The following is a 21,029-nucleotide window of genomic DNA, read 5'->3' as shown; positions in this document are numbered from 1 at the left end:
TTATGAAACGCATCCTCTCCACCCTCAAAGAAAAATGGCCGGAATATATCCTGGAGATACTCGTGCTGATTATAGGTATCTTTGGTGCTTTTGAGCTTGCAAACTATGGAGAAAACAAAAACCGGCGAAAAGCTGAACTTGAAATCCTGAAAGGTTGCAAGATTGAATTGGTGACTGATCTAGCGGAAATTGATTGGAATATGGATGAGCTCAGGAAATGCAAGGGCGCTTTAGACCTAATTCTGGAAGTTTTAGAAAATGACGGTGAATACCATGACTCGCTTGCTTTTCACTTCAATTATTCAATTCTTCCAATGCATTTTGTTCATTCGACCAGCTCTTTTGAAACTGCAAAATCCAAGGGTCTCGACATTATCTCCAATCCAGATATTCGGACAAAGCTGATTTCGATCTATGATTCGCAGTATGATTTTTTTTTACAAGGTGAGGCAGAGGAATTGGCTGAAGTACAGTATGGGATGAGGCATATCTTACCGGGTCGGTTTGAAGCAGGTTGGAATTATCCAAATTCAGATAATACGTTTTCAGGAACCATGGTTCCCATAGACTTTGAATCTTTAAAAAGGGACCAAGAGTACCTTTATTTTATCAGAACCCAACGAAATCGCACCAGATCGTATATCGATTTTTTTTATACAAACCTTAGGAAATCAGTTGAATCTATGATCCAGGATCTGGATGAAGAAATCAAAAGACTTGAATAATGAAACGAATCCTCTCCATCCTCAAAGAAAAATGGCCGGAATATATTCTGGAGATCCTGGTAATTACCATCGGTATCTTGGGTGCTTTTGCACTGAATAACTGGAACGAGCAAAACAAGAACAGGATTTTTGAAAAAGAAATTCTATCCCTCATCAATGAAAACCTAAGCAAGGATTCGATTCTACTCACTGAAGAATACCAAAAAGCAGTATTGGCCAATCAAATAACAGATTCCATTCTGAATCGAGTGAATCAAGGAATTTTTGATGAAACACTCAACCTATGGATGGGGAAGGTAATTCGATTTGAACGCTTTAAATCCCAATCAAGTGGATTCGAAGTGTTGAAATCCAAAGGAATAGACCTTCTTTCTGTTCAAAAACTAAAGATTGATTTGATCAATTATTATGATGAAATCCTCTTTAAGGTTTATCAGGCTAATTCGGATGTGGAAGGCTCTTTCAATGAAGATTGGATACCCTTGGTAAAAAAGGAATTTAGTGACTTTGACTACGATGATCGTATGGAGCCCAATGACTTACAAGCTTTTATTGAAAACCCACAACATATAGTGCTTTTCAAGATGTTTCAGGATAATCGCGAGGGAGCTATTTATAGAATGAGAGTTGCCTTAGCCGAAATATCATCTTTGAAGGCTCAAATTAAATCACAACTAGAATGATCTCATTTTTTAGGAAAATCAGACAGAAACTTCTCCAGCAAAATCGCGTCACCAGATACCTGGTTTATGCTTTAGGGGAGATAATGCTTGTCGTAATAGGCATCTTGATCGCCTTACAAGTAAACAATTGGAATGAGGGTAGAAAATTGGAAAGAATCTCTGACCAAAGCCTTCAAAGTCTCGAAGAAGAAATCAAGGAAGCTCGTTCAACTCTAGCTAATATCATTTCGGTCAACAAAAGGATTTTAAATGATTCTGACCTATTTCTAGACGGGATCATGACTAAGGATTCTTTGGAAAAGGATCCCGGCAAAATTTTCGGATTGACAACTTATGCATTCGCCACTTTAAACTTCACTATTACAGAGCAAGAGCTGAGTTCTGAAAGAACTATTCTTGGTGGGGAAAAACTTCATGAAAAATTAAGGATATCACTTCAGGATTACTTGCGAACGGTAGACTTTGAGTTAATCATCAAAAATTTTTGGAACAATGAAGTCGGCCCTTTCTTTCTTGAAGAAGAAATGTCGGTAGTGTATAATCGGTTTTTGAAAGAACGGCCTATCTCCTTTGAGGATATTGAAAAAATACTGAATGAGGAGAAGTTTCTCAATCTTGTGGCAGCATCAAATTCATTTAATCTTCGATTTCTCGTTTTACTGGAAAACCTCGATAAGGATTTGGAAGAGGCATTGGCATTAATCAAGCAAGAAGACCATGATTAGCATTTTCCGAAAAATCAGACAAAAACTGCTCAAACAAAATCCAAATATTTGGTTCCTTTTAAGCTATTTAAGAAATCAGTTTGCTCAAAATTTTTGCTGATTTAACCGGACTTTGGAATAAGTTTAAAACCCACTAATCCTAGAATTGAAAAGGTACTTAGCCTGGGAAAGAAAGCTCATAAATGGCTTTATTCTACATAAATTCAGGTACATTACACTTACAATCAAATATTTAGATCATGGGAATGTTTTGGGATTTAATCCAACAAAGTGAAATAGAAGAACAAAAAGGCAAAGCTGAATCTCTGGAAGCCAGAGTAGAACAACTGGAAGCTGAGTTACAAAAAACGAGAGAACTCCTTATCAAAACACTGAAAATCCTGGAAGAAAGATCAGGTACAGACATCGATGGCGATGGTGAGATAGGGTAATAGTCTTATTTCAACTTCATTTTTTATCTTTTTACCAGCCTTTTTCAGGAGGTCAATTCCACACTATTTTTTTTAATTCTTTAAAAATGAGCAAGTTCTTAATGGGGATAAGAAATGGATTTTGTATTTTGTTTATACCAAACAAAATATTTCCAACTATTCTCTTGAAATAAGGCAAATTCACTCTTTTAGAAAGCCTTGCAAGAGACTACTATAGTTATTTGAGTTTAGGCGCTGACTCTTTGCAAGCGAATAATTTTCCCTGAGCTAAGATCCAAGTTTCTATCAACTTGATTTTAATTTTTGAGCCTATGAATTTGAGTAAAAAAGAAACTGCTGCCATATCAAAAGCTTATGACACCTGGCTCAGCAGTTATATATCCGGTGACGTAGAAACTTACGATTCCTACTTCGATGAGGCTTATCATTTTATAGGCTCCACTAACAATGAGGAATATTTATCACGTAAGGAAACGACTGATTTTTTAAGAAAAACTGCGGATCAACTGGCAGGTAAAACAGAACTTAGAAACAACAAGAAAACTTTTGAGAAACAGGGTTCCATCGTCTTAATAACACATTTTTTTGATGCATACTTTCTGAACGAGACAGAATGGACTTATTACGATCGATTCCGGTTTTCATCAGCCATGCATTATACAGAGCGAGGTTGGCTCTTTATATACCAGCATTTCTCTACGCCTGATGGCAATGCTGAAGAAGGTGAAACAATAGGGTATGACCAGATCAGTGCCGAAAATAAGGAGCTACGGGAAGCTATTAATCGGCGAACCGTGGAACTTGAAAACAAAACCAGGGACCTTGAAATACAGAACTCATTAGAGCGAATAAGAGGGATTGCCATGGGAATGAGCAAGCCCGAAGATCTGCTCGAAATCGCTGAAAGTATTTTTACTGAACTGAAAAAACATGGTTTCGAATCACTCCGAAACACCATGATCAATATTTATCAAGATCAGCTGGATTCCTTACTCAATTATGATTTTTCTCCTAATTCTGGTAAAACACTTACCACTATCCAATACAAAAGTCACCCTTTAACAGAAAACTTAATTAAAGAAACCCGAAGTTCGAAAGACATATTCTCTGAGTTTCAGGTAAAAGGGAAAAAGCTTCAGGAATGGAGAGATTATAGAAAAGGAATGGGTGAAAATGACGATCCCGCACTGGAAAACATATCCATCCTCAGCTATTATTTCTTTTCCTTCGCAGCTGGCTCCATAGGCATCTCCACTTATGAGCCTATCAGTTCTGATAAATTAGAAATTCTCAAGTCATTCAAAAACACTTTTGAATTAACCTATAAGCGCTATTTAGACATCCAAAATGCTTTGGCCCAAGCGAGAGAATCGCAAATCGAGGCGGCATTGGAAAGATTGAGAGCCAGAAGCTTGTCCATGCAAAAAAGTGAGGAATTAGCTGATGCCTCCATTTTATTGGAAGAAGAGGTCCGGAAGTTAGGAATTGAGAATTGGGGATGTGCTTTTCATATCTACGATGAGGAAACAACCAGTGGAAAGCCTTGGGATTTGGAATGGTTTACGTCCATGGCTGGAATCCTCCCTTTCTATAAGACTCCCCGCGAAAATATTTTCCTCAGGTACTATGAGGAAAGTAAAAAAGGAAACCCTCTTTACATTCAGGAGTTTGGCCCCGAAGTCATCAAGGAGCATTATGATTACCTCAAAACTTTACCTGTCTTAGGAGAAGCTTTAACAGATTTACATAATTCTGGAGTACCCCTTCCCGAAAAACAAATTGACCATGTCGCATTTTTCAACCATGGCCATTTGTTGTTTATTACCTACAAACCTGTACCAGAAGCACATGATATTTTTATCCGATTTGCAAAGGTTTTCAATCAAGCTTATACAAGGTTCTTAGACTTAGAAAAAGCGGAAAAACAAGCACGCGAAGCACAGATTGAAGCTGCACTGGAAAGGATCCGAGGTCAGGTAGCCTCTATGAGAGAGTCTACAGAGCTACTTGAAATCATGGTTTCCATGCGGAAGGAATTTGTTGCTTTGGGACACGAGGCCAATTATTTCTGGCATATGCAATGGCTACCTGAATCCTACGAAAAAGCTATGACTTCTGGGGATGGGACTCAGATTGGTATGGTCATGAGCTTACCTAGACGGATTCATGGAGACATCCAATTGGTAGCTGATTGGGAAAAAGGCACAGACCCCATCTTGGTTTTAGCAATGGAGACGGAAACGGCTGTGGATTATGTGCATAAAATGATCACTTGGGGGGATTTTGAAAAAGTAGATCCTCAAGCACCTACGCTAGATGATATCCGCCATATTGGGGGTTTGACTTTTGTGATGGCAAGAACATCACATGGGGAAATAGGATATAGTCTGCCGGGTTCAGTTCCAAATCCTCCAAAAGAAGCTATGGATACCTTGGTTCGCTTCGCGAAAGTCTTTGATCTGGCTTATAAGCGATTTGAGGACCTGAAAAAAGCAGAGCATCAAACCCGTGAAACTCAAATCGAACTGGCGCTCGAGCGGGTTCGAAGCCGCAGCATGGCAATGCAGAAAAGTGAGGAATTAAAAGAGGTGATTCAGGTTGTTTATGATCAATTTATCTCTTTAAACATCCTAGTGGAGCATACCGGATTTATTCTGGACTACAAAGACCGAGAAGACATGTTCATCTGGCTGGCTGATAAAAACGGCGTTCCTTCTCAAATCACACTTCCTTACTTTGATTGTCCTCACTGGAATAGCTTTCTAGAGGCCAAGAAAAATGGAGGCAACTTCTTCGCTAACCTGCATACTTTCGAAGAGAAAAACAGATTTTATGAAGACCTCTTTAAATTGATCCCAGATGCTGCTGAAGGTCTTCGGGAAATCTATTTATCCTACCCTGGTCTGGCAATTTCTACTGTCTTGCTGGATAACATCGGGCTCTACATTGAAAATTTCGAAAGTAAACCCTATACCCCCCAGGAAAATGCGATTCTCATGCGATTTGGGAAAGTATTCCAACAGACTTACACGCGTTTTCTGGATTTAAAAAGAGCAGAAGCACAAGCCAGGGAAGCTCAGATTGAGGCGGGACTCGAAAGGGTTAGATCAAGAAGTATGGCAATGCATCGAACTGAGGAACTTCAAGAAGCTGCCGAGGTTCTAAATACTGAACTAAACCGATTAGGTATCCAGAATATCAATCAATGTGGCTATGCCATCTATAATGAAGAAGAAAATAATCAGGTTTTATGGCTTACTAAGCCGGACGGCACCTCTAGAGAGGAGTTTACTCTACCTAAAACTGGAGAGACTATTCTAAATGACAGATATGAAGCCTGGAAAAATCAAGAACCCTTTTTTCATCAAAAAGCAACAACCGACCAATTTAAACATCACCTTCAATTGGTTTTTGACCAGTTAGATTCGGAAGTAGCCAAGGCAATTGCAACTAAGGAGATGCCTAATAATCCCCATTTCTATTGTGCTAATTTTCGAGATGGGTACTTACATATTGTGGCAGATGAAGAACTTGAGGAGGAGCAAAAGCAAATTATGGTCAGGTTTGCCCGGGTATTTTCACAGACTTACACCCGCTTCTTAGATCTACAAAAAGCAGAAAAACAAGCCCGAGAAGCTCAGATCAATTTGGCAGTAGAACGAGTGAGAGCAAGAGCTCTGGCAATGTTTCAATCCGAGGAAATTCTTGATGTGGTTTTCAAACTCAAGCAAGAGGTTATGGGATTGGACATACCCGGGGTAGCCGCCTCAACCATTTTCATCAAAGAACCCAAAGGAAATCATCGCATGTGGGATCTTTCTTCCTTGGAATTGACAAATGAAAAACTTCACCTGCCTTTTGATATAAGTTTCAAATTAGAAAACACAGATCCCAATTTTTACGCACACCGCATTTTTGAAAAAAAAGAAAAGTACTTTTTGGTAGTCCAGGATTTACAGGATTTGCAGGTCACTTTTCAATGGCTGAGAGATCATGGCAAATCCAAGGAAGCAGATGAGGCGGATCAATTTGTCAAATCCACCGGAATGAAAAACCTTTTTCATCCGACAGTAACGCTCGAAAGCGGTAGAATGTGCTTGGATTTATTGGACCCCCCATCAGAGGAAATAGAATTGATTTTAACTAAAATGGGAGCCGCATTTGATCTTGCATACAAACGTTTTGAGGATTTGAAAAAATCGGAAGAGCAGCTTCGGGAAGCCCAGATTGAATCTTCTTTGGAAAAAGTAAGATCAAGAACTTTAGCTATGCAGAGTTCAGAAGAGCTGGCAGAAACAGCTGCTGTACTCTTTGCTCAGTTGATTGCACTTGGAGTAGATCATGAGCGGATCAACATTGCCATCGTCTCTGAAGAAAATCAAAATGTTGAATTTTGGTCTACCGAACAGGGGGGAAATCTGATCAAAACCCGATTTGAAGCCAGCATTCATGAGGCAACTGTTATCAATAAACTTTATCGGGCTTGGAAAGAAGAAAAAGAAACTTTGACAGTCCAATTAAAAGGGCAAGAACTTCAGAGTTGGGTTAGCTATTGTGAAAATGAAATTGGGATTCCTTTTGATAAAAAGCTACTCCAGGATCAACGCGTGCAATCTGCCGCCTTCTTCTCCAAAGGGATGTTGATGCTAACCACTCATACTTTACCTCCAGCAAGTACTCTATCACTTTTGGTGCGCTTTGCTTCTGTTTTCAATCTGACTTTCACCCGTTTCAATGACCTAAAAATCGCCGAAGCAAATGCACTAAAAGCCGAAAAAGATTTGATCGCGATCAAAGACGCCAAGAAAAAAGCAGAAGATGCGCTATTGGAATTAAAAGCCGCTCAGGAGCAATTGATTCAACAAGAGAAGCTAGCCAGCTTAGGACAATTGACCGCAGGGATTGCCCATGAGATTAAAAACCCTCTGAATTTCGTCAACAACTTTTCAGAGCTCAGTTCGGAATTGATCGAGGAGGTTTTTGAAGAATTGGAAAATTTGGAATCCTCTGATACCAAAGAAGAAATCATCGCCATCCTGGAAGATGTAAAGAGCAATCTGGCGAAAGTTCACGAACATGGAACCCGAGCTGACGGGATCGTCAAGTCTATGCTGCAGCACAGTCGGGCTTCCAATAACAAAATGGAATCCAAAGCCATCAATCCAATTATCAAAGAATTTGTCAACCTGGCTTTTCATGGTATGAGAGCTGCCAAAAATCCCATCAATGTAACTATTGACCTGCAATTGAAAGAGGAAGTAGGCGAGTTGAAAATCATTTCTGAGGATTTCTCCAGAGTGATTCTGAATCTCTGCAACAATGCCTTTGACGCGATGCGGGATAAAATAAATGCGCTGGGAAGCGAAAATTACGAAGCCAAATTGACTGTGAATACTTATCGTTCCAATGGCAAGGTGATGCTGGATTTCATAGACAATGGACCAGGGATACCAGAGGAAATTCTCGGAAAGATCCTGCAGCCATTTTTCACCACCAAGAAAGGAACTGAAGGCACTGGACTTGGACTATCAATAACCCATGACATCATCAAAGCGCATGGGGGGAGTTTATTGGTCTCAAGTAAAGTAAATGATGGAACTAAAATGACGATTTTATTACCCTTAGACCCAAGATAAGCCATGAAAAGCGAGGCCCAAATAGAAGCTGAAATTGAAAGGCTCCAACTGAAAGTCGAGGCACAAGCTCAGGAGTTGGAATCAAAAAATCGAGAGCTGGAGATTGAGGCTGGGTTGGAAAGAGTAAGAGCAAAGGCAATGGCCATGCACTCCAGTGAAATGGTAGGCGAAGCAGTAAATAAACTATTTCAAGAACTAGAAAACCTTGGATTTGAAAGCTTCGTCAATGGACTCAACATTATCCAAGCAAATTGCACCATGGAATCTTGGTCTGCTGCAATTGGAAATGAAGGGATCTTTATTGCAGGTGGTATTATAGATATGAACCATCATCCAGGTACCAAGAAGCTTTTTCAAGATTGGCAACAAAAGAAAAATACCCATGTCACACATCTTCAAGGACCGGAGGTAGAAGCATTTTTTAAAAGTATTTATGCGCAGCAAACTTTTGAAGCGCCTATCTACCTTTCTAATTTCCCAAAAGAGCTTTATTTGAATAATGTCATTATTCCTGAGGGTTCTCTTTGGGTTATGACAGAAAAAGAACTTTCAAAGGATCTCTTTCTAGTTTTATCCCGATTTGCAGATGTCTTTTCATTAACCTATACGCGATACCAAGACCTTCAGAAAGCAGAAGCCCAGTCAAGAGAAGCACAGATCGAAGTAGCTCTTGGAAAAATACGTAACCGAACACTTTTGATGAAAGATAGTGCTGAACTGAATGAAACAGTTTCAGTCTTTTTTCAGCAATTTGATTTTTTAGGGTTACTACCAAAAGAAGCAAGAACCTATTTCAGTCATGTTAATACGCTTACAGATACAGTCAAAGTCTGGATGACTCATGCTGATGGACGGGTCATGGCTGGAAGCCATATTACTCCATTGATTCAATCAGAACAATTAAAAGCATTTTATACGAAATGGAAGCAAGACAGAGGAATAATTAATACTCGTATCTATCAGGAAGAGGATTTAGCAAACTATATGTCATTCCTTGCAACCCTACCCCATGTTGCTAAGGATGAGGATTATCAAAAACTATTTAAATATCCACCTGATCAAATTGTGATGACCGATGCCGGTTTTTTGCAAGGATTTCTAGGCATTATGAGTTTTGAACCTTTGAAAAAGGAAGCCATTGAAATCCTTTCCCGATTTGCCAAAGCATTCGAATTTACCTACACCCGCTTCCTGGACCTTCAAAAAGCAGAAGCCCTGGCAAAGGAGTCAAAGATTGAAGCTGCTTTGGAGCGAGTGAGAAGCCGCTCAATGGCAATGCATCGTAGTGAAGAGCTTGAGAAGGTGGTAGAGGTAACATTCCGTCAACTTCAAAGCTTAGCTCTTCCCATAGATGGTTGTCAATTAGTCACCTTTGAAGATCAATCAAAGGACTTTCATTTTTGGTCAGCAACGCCAGACATGATTTATCCTATTCGCTTGAATATCCCCTATTTTGACCATCCAATATTTTCAAAATTTTGGGAAGCTCGAGATCGAGGAGACACTTTCCTAAGCTTTGATTTAACGAGGCAAGAAACTCTGGATTTTTATAACCACTTGTACGATAAAACAAATCTTGGCATATCTGTGACACAAGAAAGATGGAAAAGAATTCAATCCATAGAATACGGATTTAAAACTTCCTGGGGAATTCAGAAAAACACGGGCCTTTGGGTTTTCAATTTTACTAATCATCAATTCACAAAAGAAGAGAATTCATTAATTGATCGCTTCGCCAAAGTCTTCGAACAATCCTATACCCGTTTCCTAGACCTTAAAAAAGCAGAGGCACAAGCCAGAGAATCACAAATTGAAGCGGCTTTAGAGCGAGTAAGAAGCCGCTCCATGGCTATGCAGCATTCTGGTGAATTGAATTTAATACTTGCAAAAGTATTTGAGGAATTGACCAATCTGGAATTACAGATGGAGCGCGCTGTCATTTGGATTTATTATCCGGAAAGCCGCTCTGTCCGATGGTGGGCAGCCAATCCAGAAGCGGAAAGCGGAACAGACAGCTTTTTAATTACCAATCAGGATCATCCAGTTTATCTGGAATATTGGAAATATTGGGAAGAAAAAAGGACCAAGCAACTTTACATTTTGGAAGGTGAAAACATGGTAAGCTGGTGTGATGTACTTTTCAATGAAATGGAATTGGGAAGACTACCCAAGGAAGTCCAAGAAGCAATGAGAGCTCCTGAAAAAGTCTATTTATACAATACATTTAATGATTTTGGAGTCTTATTTCTTGCCTGTATCGAACCTTTATCTGATGACAAATTTTCTGTCCTGGAACGCTTTGGAAAGGTATTCGACCAATCATACACACGTTTCAAGGATATCAAACAAGCAGAAGCCCGCGAAAAAGAAGCCATCAAACAATCTTCCCTCGACCGTGTAAGAGCAGAAATTGCCTCGATGAGAAACACGGAGGATTTGCAGCGTATTACTCCCTTAATCTGGAAAGAATTGCTGCGACTGGGGGTTCCCTTCTTCCGATGTGGATTAATGTTCGTCGATGAAAAAGTACAAAAAGTCCGCTTTTATTTATCAACTCCAGATGGAAAACCTTTAGCTGCTCTCAATTTAAATTATGACAGTAATGACATCAGTTCTAACGGTGTTAAACACTGGAAAAAGCAACAGATTTACATTGACCATTGGAACAAGGAGCAATTCCTTGCTTTCACAAAAATATTGCTGAAACAACAACAAATAGAGAACCCTACCACCTATCAAGGAGGCGAGGAGCCTCCTGAATCCTTGACCCTTCAGTTTATTCCATTTCCTCAGGGAATGTTATATGTAGGAAGTGCAGAAGACTTATCTCCGGAGCAAATCGAGTTAGTTCAGAATCTTGCAGATACTTTTTCAGTTGCCTATGCCAGATACGAAGATTTCAAGCAGTTGGAAGATGCAAAATCAAAAATCGAACATACCCTTAGCGAACTAAAATCCGCCCAGGCTCAACTGATCCAATCTGAAAAAATGGCTTCTCTTGGTGAGCTTACTGCAGGCATCGCTCATGAAATACAAAACCCCTTGAATTTTGTAAATAATTTCTCCGAAGTAAGTGAGGAATTAGTCGATGAAATGAATGAGGAATTGGAAAATGGAGACATTGAAGAGGCTATAGCAATAGGGAAAGACCTAAAAGATAACCTAAGTAAAATCAACCTTCATGGAAAGCGTGCCGATTCAATCGTCAAAGGCATGTTGGAACATAGCCGAATAAATAAAGGAGTTAAGGCTCCTACCGATTTAAACTCTTTGACTGATGAATTCGTCAGACTTTCATTTCATGGCCTTCGGGCCAAAGACAAGAGTTTTAATGCTGACTTCAAACTAGAACTTGACCCTAATTTACCCAAGGTAAATGTGGTCGCTTCGGATATCGGCAGGGTAATTTTGAATCTTGTGAATAATGCATTCTATGCTGTTGACGAAAAAGCTAAAACAGGAATTGAAGGCTACAAACCTGAGGTTGTAATAAGCTCAAATAAGACTGAAAATGGAATTGAAATTTCTGTCCAAGACAACGGCTCAGGTATCCCTGATTCCTTGAAAGAAAAGATCTTTCAGCCTTTCTTTACCACCAAGCCTACTGGTTCGGGAACGGGATTGGGATTGAGCCTAAGTTATGATATCGTAAAGGCCCATGGAGGAGAATTTAGGGTGGAATCAAAAGAAGAAGAAGGAACTACATTTTTGATCCATTTGCCAGCTTAGCAAGTTTTTGGTTTTGAAAGTTCAAGCATACTTCAAAACTCATTTGGGTGATAAACCAGTAGCTGTTTTTCGCTGAATTTATAGCCTTGATCCAGTATACTTCTCAAAGAATCGAAAACAAATTACTGGCATTTAGTTAATCGAAACTTCCTAGAAAAATCTCAAATCACCTACTAATTAGATAATAATTGGAGTTTTTATTCAAAAATTGAAAAAAAGAATAAAATTCTTATCATCTAGTTTATTCTTAGAATTTTAAATTTCAATAACAATATATTCATATACATTTTGATATTGTGCTAAATAGTTAAAGTTAGTAGAGAACAATCAATTCTTTATTTTTAGCAACGGTTTTTTAATTCTCTTTTAACATTTGTAAATATTTGATATTTAATATTTTGGCAATCAATTTTTGACTATTTTAGAAATACATTTTGTTAGTAAGATTTCTGTTTATCCCACCAGAAAAATATAGTTTTTGATACTTTTTTTTGATTTAAGGCTCTATCAAAAACCATATCATTTCTGATTAATATTTAATTCTTTAAACTTTTAATGCCATGATGCAAAAGTTACTTTCTACTACTAAGGGGCTTGTTTTTATTTTATTGTTCCTATCAAATTTCACATTTGCCCAAGATGTAAAATTGGAACAGGGTCAAAACGGCGGATTTGATAAAGACCCAATCAGCCCGGTCAGTTGGTCTTCTGGAAATTCAAATTCCGGAAATAGCCATTTCTACGAGGGACAATCCATTCCTTACCGTCTTACCATTTCAAAATTAAGAGCCGGCAGTCATACGGTAGAAATTGAATGGGACACAAGTAAGGACAGTAAATACGCAATCGACTACATCACTAGCTTCGATAGAATTTGTGAAGATGTCATCCCGACCTCAGGAAATCCTGAATATATTTCCATCCCAACTCCTAACGGAACTCCGCAACCTTTTACAAGTTTCAATGAACTTACCCAAGAGGAAAGGAGAATGGCTATTTATGGCGGGACATTTAATGATATCCGATATGTGCTTCAGGAGACAAATTCCTCCACGAGCACCATCACAAGATTAAGTATAACCTTTTCGGTAAGTGGTGAAAACGGGGCAAATAATTCAGTTGTTATTGCTTGGGGAGGCCACATTGCCAAAGCTCAGGATTGGGGCGATGGAAATTCAGCTTCGAGTATAAATGGCTCACCTTATCATACCCGCGTTGTTTCATTAAATGGAAAATCTGTTGGTAGCCAAAGTGCCTCTGTTCAAGCAGCATCTGAAGTAATTGACTTTGATACAGAATGTACTATTCAGGGAGAATCTGAAATTTGCGCAGGATCTTCTGCTACCTATACCGTTCCTGCTGGTTCTCTTTCATACATCTGGTCCCTGACTGGGGACGGAGAAATCACCTCTGGAGAAGGAACCAACAGCATTAATGTGACATGGACTGGATCAGGCAGTGTATCCGTTAAAATCGATAACATTGGAGCTTGTGCACCTACTGAATGTACCCTTGATGTAAGCTTGATTACACCACCAGTCATATCTGTTACTGATGCAGTGCTTTGTAGCACAGAAAATGGCGGAAATACAGCAATTGCAAATCTGAACACCTTTGTATCTGTGGATTTTGGGGAATTGATATTTACTCGAAATGGACAAACTATTGAAACTCCTGAATCTATTTTAGTGACTGATGGAGATGTAATTGAAGTTTCAGTTAATGAAAATTGTGGAAGCACAGAAACATTCCAAGTGACGGTGAATGATCGTCAAATATTCGGGATTTGTACTCAAGGAAAAGTATATGAGCTCATAGGCTCGGAATTAAGTGCTCTCCATGAAATATTCAATCAAGGCCAAATAGTAGAATCAAACGAAGTCTTTTATATCGATGGAAACGAAGTCCTTATTGAGGTAATTTACATGAAAGATAAGTTTGACGAAGCTAAGGTGATTCTTGAAAGTTTAGGATTCGTCACTCCTACAGAAGATGAATTAAAGCAAGATCCTAATTCATTGATTATTGCAGGCTTTTTCCCAATAGAAAAGTTATTGGAATTAAATCAATATCCTGAAGTCCTAAATCACGTTCGCCCAGCTATTCCGCCTGTTGCCAATAAAGGAGCTACAACTACTCAGGGTGACCGGGTAATGCGTTCCAATTTAGTTAGAGCGGGATATTCTCACTTTGAAGGGGATCAACCAATTGACGGAACAGGCATAAAAATCGGCGTATTTTCAGACAGTTATAATACCCGAACTGATGCAGGGGTAAATACATTAGAAAACGATATTTCCAATGGAGATTTACCTGCAAGCACTTATTTTTTAAGAGACATGCCGAGTCGATTTGGAACTGGTACTGACGAAGGTCGTGCAATGATGCAGATTATTCATGACGTCGCCCCAGGCGCAGAACTTGGATTTAGAACTGGAGTTCTCACTGCAAGTGATTTTGCCCAAGGAATTAGGGATTTGGCTGCTGCAGGAAGTGATATTTTAGTGGACGATATATCCTATATGACTGAGCCTGTCTTTAGCGATGGTAAAGTGGCCAAAGCAGTAAATGAAGTCACAGCAAGTGGGGTATCCTATTTCACTTCTGCAGGAAATTTCGGCAGCAAAAGTTTTGAAGGATTATTTACCCCTACAACCGACCCAACTATTCAATTGCCACTGAATAGCGGTACCTGGGATGGTGGCCGAGTTCACCAATTCAGCGATGGAAGCACAACCCAATCAATTAATGTTTTCCCAGGACAAAATGGACCTGCTGTTTACATGATTGCCCTTCAATGGGAGGATCCACTCTATTCAATAGACCAGGTTGGTAGCTTGTATGACCTTGACATTTACCTAAAAGACTTCGGAGTTCCATTGTTTGGTTTCAATAGAAACAATGCAAATGGTGACCCTATAGAAATTCTTTCATTTACCATTTCACAACCAACCACCATTGAACTTTTGATTGCGAGGGAGTGCGAAAGCTGTCTTGATATGGATTCGAATTTGGGAATTAAGTTTAAGTACATTGTTTACAGAGGTGAGCTTGACCCGAATGATCAAAATGGAATAAATGCTTCCACAATAGTTGGACACGCAAATGCAGAAGGTGCTATGACGGTTGGAGCCGTGCTTTATGCCAACACTTCTGTTTTTGGATTTGATCCAGCATTGGTTCCAAGTGGCACTGAGCCATTTACAGTTGCGTCATTCTCTTCTAGAGGAGGTACGACAACCAATAATGCGATTAGAAGTAAGCCGGATTTTACCGCTCCAAATGGCGTGAATACCACCGTAAACTTTGGCGCTCCAAATCTGGAAGGAGATGATTTTCCAAACTTCTATGGTACTTCAGCCGCAGCTCCCCATGCTGCTGCCATTGCTGCTTTGGTGAAGCAGGCACGAGTAAAATATTATCCTGAATCCAAACCAACAGATTGGGTGGGTGATGTAGGTGCGAGTTTACCAGAAGACATTCGAAGAGTGCTTAAAACTACCGCACAAGACATGCATGAAACCGGAGATGATTTTAAATCTGGATCCGGTCTTATTAGGGCAGATAAAGCATTGCTCACGCTAGCCGCTCCTAATCCTGACAATATAGAATTGGTGTATGAGGATGGTATTAATCCTGGAGAGGTTGAATTTCAATTGATCATAACAGGGACTAATCTCTATGAGGGCTCGAATGTTTATTTAAGGGAAGAGCAGCTTGAGGCTATCTATGGAGTTGATGAATTCGGAACTGGGTACTTGGAAGTAACAGTCCCTCCTTTTGAAGGAAATCCTGGTGTCACAGTGGTAAATAATGCCATTTCTGACAGTGAACTGGATGGAGGTACTGCCGGTCCGGAATACTTCTTTGATATTGTCAAAAAGACTATCGCTATCAGAGCAGACGATGTGACTAAAAAGTATGCTCAAGTTGTAGAGCCATTTTCTGCGAGTGTCTATGAAAGGATAGACAACAATTGGGTATTAAGTGATCTTACTTTAGCCGATGTAGGTCTTACGCTTGATCCAGAAAATCTAAACCCAGATTTACAGCTGGTTACTCTATCAAGTACAATCGATGGAGATTTGGCTGATGTTGGAACATATATAATTACCGCCTCTCACGCTCCAACGAGCGTTCTTTTCTCAGATTTCTACAATTATGTAGGTGTTTTGCAGGAAGATGGGACTCTTTTTTATGACGGAACAAATGATGACTTCGGGAATTATGGCCCAGGAATTATTACTGTGGAATCACTGCCAATTACCATCAAGCCTGTTGACCTGGTTGGCGAATTGGCATTGGAGTACGGTGAGTCAATCAGTGATGCAATACAATTTGAAGTCATCATTCCTGAAGAGCTAATTGAATCTGAAGGAATAGTGAAAATAAATGATGTCGAAGGTCTGAAAAACAGCATTCTCAATGAGTACATGCAGGATCTAGAACTTGCCAAAAGAGAAGGAGATAATAGCCTACCTCTAGGTATTTTTAACGGTAGGGTGATTATCAATAAAAATAGCTTTATCAATAAAAGCTTCATGGTAAGTAGTCGAACTATCATAAATGCGAGATCAATCATCAATGCGAGAACTATCCTCAATGGCAGACCGATCATTAATTCTGCATTCGATGTTCCAGGTTCTTCTTTCCTTGATTATCTGGAAGATCCACTGAGTCAGGATCTCAAATCTGTAACTATAAATGGAAGGCCAATAATCAATGCTAGAACTATGATCAATGCTAGAACAATGATCAATGGAAGAGTTATTATCAATGGCCGCGTCATCATCAATGCCCGCACAATGATCAATGGTAGAACCATCATTAATTCAAGGACGATTATCAATAGCACTGGAGGAGAAGGTGAAGAAGTTGAGAACAATAACCTTGTAATATTTGGTGAATCTGATCTGGAATTGGCTGAAGAAGGTGAAAATGCAGAAATAGGTAAGTACTATGATTTTGGTGAAGAAATAGGTGAAAATGATGATGATTTCAACCTGGAATTCTTCTCAGTGAATATGGTCACAGGAACAGATGTTGGTAATCATTTCATTATTCCGGGAACATATGAATCCAGAAACTTTATTTCATCTTACCTGCCGGCCGATCTTACTATTACCCCGGCACCTTTAACTGCTACTACTTCTGCAGATCCAGATTTAATTAACTATGGGGATCCCGCTCCAGCATACAATACTGAATTTGATGGTTTTAAAATCAGCACCACTTTCCTTGATCCGGAAGGAATAGAAGTAACCCTGGAAGAGAATGAAGAATCGGTAATTAGCTCGATATCCTATTCACTTCTTAAGGATAGTAATCCATATGTAATTAATGATGGATTGATAGGTGCTGGAATTTATGAGGTTGATCCAACAATTAGTTTCGTAGATCCTTCAAACTACAGCATAGCAAGCATTACCAAAGGTCTCCTTACCGTGGATAAAGCAACACCTACGGTTTCAGTAATTGGAGGAATATTTGAATATAACTCTGGACCAATTGAGGTAACTGCTTCTGCCTTCGGAATTGGAGGGGAAGAAGAAGTTCTAGACCCTAATCTGATCACCTTAGAATATATGGGAGTTGGAGATATAAGCTATGGACCTACTTCTTTTGCTCCTACTCTCCCTGGCACCTATCAAGTTATAGCAACCTTTATTGGAAATGAAAATTATAATTCAGCCAGTTCAAATCCGGATGCTTTACTGATTGTCGGATGTATTAATGAGGCACCCGTGATGGGAGATTTTGAAACTGCGATGGGGGCAGGTAATACAAGTAACCCTGCTGTTATCAAGAAGCCTGCGAATACACAAGTCGGAGATTTGTTGATTGTCGGATTGATGTTTGAAAAAGGAGAGGCCCCTCAAGTTAATCCAGTTGATAAAAATTGGGTTCGCATCCAGCGAGTGAACCAAGAGAACCAAGTGGCAATGGTTACTTACTACAAAGTGGTGAAAGATAACAATGAGCCGGAGACTTATGAGTTCAGAATTAACCAAGCTCCAAAATGGACTATGGGAATTTCAAGAATCACTGGAGCAGATGTAGATCATCCTGATGGGCCAATTGTAGCATTTAGCGGAGCATCTGGATCTCAAGGATTAATTGGAACTGCACCATCTCTCACAACCACTGATTGCAACACCATGGTGATGTTATTCTACTCAAATAAGAAAAACGCAACATGGACGGCACCAGCAGGTACTATTGAAGTTTATGATGATCCTAATGATCAACAAGGCTTAACATCTAATATGATGGCTTACTTTATCCAAAATGAAGCAGGTGAAACAGGGGATTTGATTGCTACAGCTTCAGAAAGTGAGCATTGGGTATCTCAGGCGATTGCTATCCGACCAAAAGCCACAACTTTCGAAAATGTAAGAAAGGCTCCAATACTGAATGAATCGAATACGGAAATCCTCTTATCTGAGGGAATGACCAACCTACAGGAAGAAGAAGAGATATCAACTGACTTTATAGCATATCCTAATCCTGTTAAGGACATACTAAATATTAACTTAAAAGGTCTGGTTACAGAAGAGCCAACAGAATATTCATTGGTTGTTTTGGATGCTATGGGAAGAATCCAGCATATGCCAAAAATCTGGAATGGAAATGAAAGTCGACTACAATTAGACTTCTCTCAGATGCATATTGGATTGTATGTAATTCACATCAACACCGTAAAAGGGATAAAATCGGTCAATGTGATAAAAGAGCCTTAACTATTTGAAAAATACCTTTCTAGAAACGTATGGAATAGTATTTCATACGTTTCTTTTCTTAAATTAAAATTGAATAAAAACTCATAAGTTGATCATGAGAGTTTTGCATAAATAAAATAAAAATGAAGCCTTTTAACGAAGGGGTAAAATGAAATATTACCAATCTGAGCAAGGCCTATGAATTCACATTTACAAAGGTGATATGAATCGATTTTTGACTATCAATAAGTACTTATTTTTAATACTGTTTTCTTTTTCACTTTTAAATGAAACTGAAGCCCAGACTTCCCAGTCAGATAGTTTACTAAATGCTATCAATGATTCAAAAGCTGACAGCACAAAAGTGAACCTCTATTTAGAATTGGGTTTAGATCTCTTAGGAACAGAAACAATTAAAGCCATTGATTATTTTGAAAAGGGGATCCAACTTTCAACTGAAATCAATTATAAAAAGGGATTGGCTGATGGCTATAATGCCAAAGGTAGAGCCTATTCACAACTCGGAAACCTACAGGACGCTATCTTAAGTTTTCAGGAATCATTGAATTATTTCAGAGAGATTCAGGACCCAACCGGGGAAGCCAATATTCTCAGCAATCTTGGTTCTATTTATTACATGCTTGGAAATAATACCAAGGCACTGGAACTCCATTTTGAATCACTTAAAATTTCAGAACAGCTAGACAATAAATTAAGAATTGGGACTGCTCTAAATAATATAGGGACTGTTTATAGTAGTAGCCCAAATACTATCAATGAGGCTTTGACAAACTTCAAAAAATCACTAGCGGTCTTTGAAGAGATCAATTTGGAATCTGGTATGGCTATTACAGCCATGAATATTGGTGAAGTTTACTTTTTAGAATCAAACTTTGATTCGGCTACCTATTATCATGAAGTAGCTCTTACGCTTTGTGATGGAACAATTGATGCCACTTTTCCGCTGACTCAACTTGGCGAGATCAATTCAAATCTGGGAAATTTCACAAAAGCCTATGAATTTCATAATAGAGCGATCAAAATTTCAGAAAAGTCGGAGGCAAAATTTGAAATGGCGCAAAGTCTAATTGGCCTAGCCAAAACCCAGAAGTTACAACAGAATTTTGAAGGAGCCATCAGAAGTTTAGAGAGGGCAAAAAACCTTGCAATAGAAATTGATGCCAAGACTGAGTTAGTAGAAATTTACCAAAACTTGGCAGAATCTCATGCCCAAATTGGAGATTATAGGGCTGCTTATGAGAATGAAGTAAATGTCAAATCTGTAAAGGAAATAATTGCAAAAACCAGCACAGAAAAGATGATTCAGCAACTTCAGTTCGAATTTCAATTGGACAAAAAAGAAGCTGAAATTGAGATTCTGCAGAAGGATACAGAGCTAAAAAATGCTGCTGTATTTAATCAAAGGATTATAATAATTGCCTCACTGGTTGCTTTAATTCTGTTTGTCATTATCAGTATCTATCTCTACAGAAACAACCTACATAAACAAAAGGCAAATCGATTGCTTCAATTCCAAAAAGAAGAGATTCGATCTCAAAGGGAAATTGCAGAATCTGCTTATGACAAATTAATTTCCACCCAGGCTCAACTGATCCAATCTGAAAAAATGGCTTCACTTGGTGAGCTTACAGCGGGTATCGCTCATGAGATTCAGAATCCGCTGAATTTTGTGAATAACTTTTCAGAATTAAGCGCAGAGTTAGTCGATGAAATGAATGAAGAGTTGGAGAAAGGAAAAATAGATGAAGCTAAAGCTATTGGCAATGACTTAAAAACAAACCTTTTTAAGATCAACTCTCATGGAAAGCGAGCTGATTCAATTGTCAAAGGCATGTTGGAACATAGCAGGGTTAATAAAGGCGTTAAAGCACCTACCGATTTAAACTCTTTGATTGATGAATTCGTCAGGCTTTCCTTTCATGGCCTTCGGGCAAAGGAAAAGAGTTTTAATGCTGATTTTAAGCTGGAACTTGACCCTAATTTGCCAAAAGTAAATGTGGTCTCTTCAGATATCGGCAGGGTAATTTTGAATCTTGTGAATAATGCATTTTATGCAGTAGACGAAAAAACCAAAGCTTTTCCTAAAGACTACAAACCAGAAGTTGTAATAAATTCAAAGAAGTCTGAAAATGGAATTGAAATTTCTGTCCAAGACAACGGGGCCGGAATCCCAGACTCCATCAAAGAAAAGATCTTCCAACCCTTCTTTACAACCAAACCAGCTGGCTCAGGGACTGGATTGGGTCTGAGCCTTAGTTATGATATAGTAAAGGCGCATGGAGGAGAGTTAAAATTGGAGAGTGAAGAGGGAATAGGAACAAAATTTATAATCCAGCTACCCCTGTCGTGAGAAACAAACT

8 protein-coding genes are annotated in these 21,029 nt (G+C 39.0%); all 8 read left to right on the top strand.

Going from position 1 to position 21,029, the window contains the following annotated elements:
• The first annotated feature begins 2 nt into the window (after positions 1–2).
• Positions 3–725, top strand: coding sequence for a hypothetical protein (locus J0A69_RS04215; protein ID WP_206585253.1), 723 nt, complete (start codon positions 3–5; stop codon positions 723–725).
• Positions 725–1,408 carry a hypothetical protein gene (locus J0A69_RS04210; protein WP_206585252.1) on the top strand — a complete coding sequence of 228 codons (684 nt, stop codon included), beginning with the start codon at positions 725–727 and terminating at the stop codon, positions 1,406–1,408. The genes J0A69_RS04215 and J0A69_RS04210 overlap by 1 nt, the downstream gene beginning before the upstream one ends.
• A complete protein-coding gene (locus tag J0A69_RS04205) occupies positions 1,405–2,133 on the top strand; it encodes a DUF6090 family protein (RefSeq protein WP_206585251.1) in 729 nt (242 codons plus the stop codon). The genes J0A69_RS04210 and J0A69_RS04205 overlap by 4 nt, the downstream gene beginning before the upstream one ends.
• 239 nt (positions 2,134–2,372) lie before the next feature.
• On the top strand, positions 2,373–2,564 hold the full coding sequence (locus tag J0A69_RS04200; RefSeq protein WP_206585250.1) for a hypothetical protein: 192 nt from the start codon (positions 2,373–2,375) through the stop codon (positions 2,562–2,564).
• 311 nt (positions 2,565–2,875) lie between these two features.
• Positions 2,876–8,200: an ATP-binding protein gene (locus tag J0A69_RS04195; protein ID WP_206585249.1), complete on the top strand. Its 5,325-nt coding sequence runs from the start codon at positions 2,876–2,878 to the stop codon at positions 8,198–8,200.
• Positions 8,201–8,203: 3 nt separating this feature from the next.
• Entirely contained in the window at positions 8,204–11,929 is a 3,726-nt protein-coding gene (locus tag J0A69_RS22705; RefSeq protein WP_317194833.1) for a sensor histidine kinase, read from the top strand.
• 560 nt (positions 11,930–12,489) lie between these two features.
• Positions 12,490–18,669 carry a S8 family serine peptidase gene (locus tag J0A69_RS04185; RefSeq protein WP_236032623.1) on the top strand — a complete coding sequence of 2,060 codons (6,180 nt, stop codon included), beginning with the start codon at positions 12,490–12,492 and terminating at the stop codon, positions 18,667–18,669.
• Positions 18,670–18,871: 202 nt separating this feature from the next.
• A complete protein-coding gene (locus tag J0A69_RS04180; RefSeq protein ID WP_206585248.1) occupies positions 18,872–21,019 on the top strand; it encodes a tetratricopeptide repeat-containing sensor histidine kinase in 2,148 nt (715 codons plus the stop codon).
• Positions 21,020–21,029 lie beyond the last annotated feature (10 nt).

The organism is Algoriphagus pacificus (assembly GCF_017254845.1).
Classification (GTDB): domain Bacteria; phylum Bacteroidota; class Bacteroidia; order Cytophagales; family Cyclobacteriaceae; genus Algoriphagus; species Algoriphagus pacificus.
The sequence above is the reverse complement of the archived record's forward strand: the minus strand, read 5'-3'. Positions and strand labels throughout refer to the sequence as shown.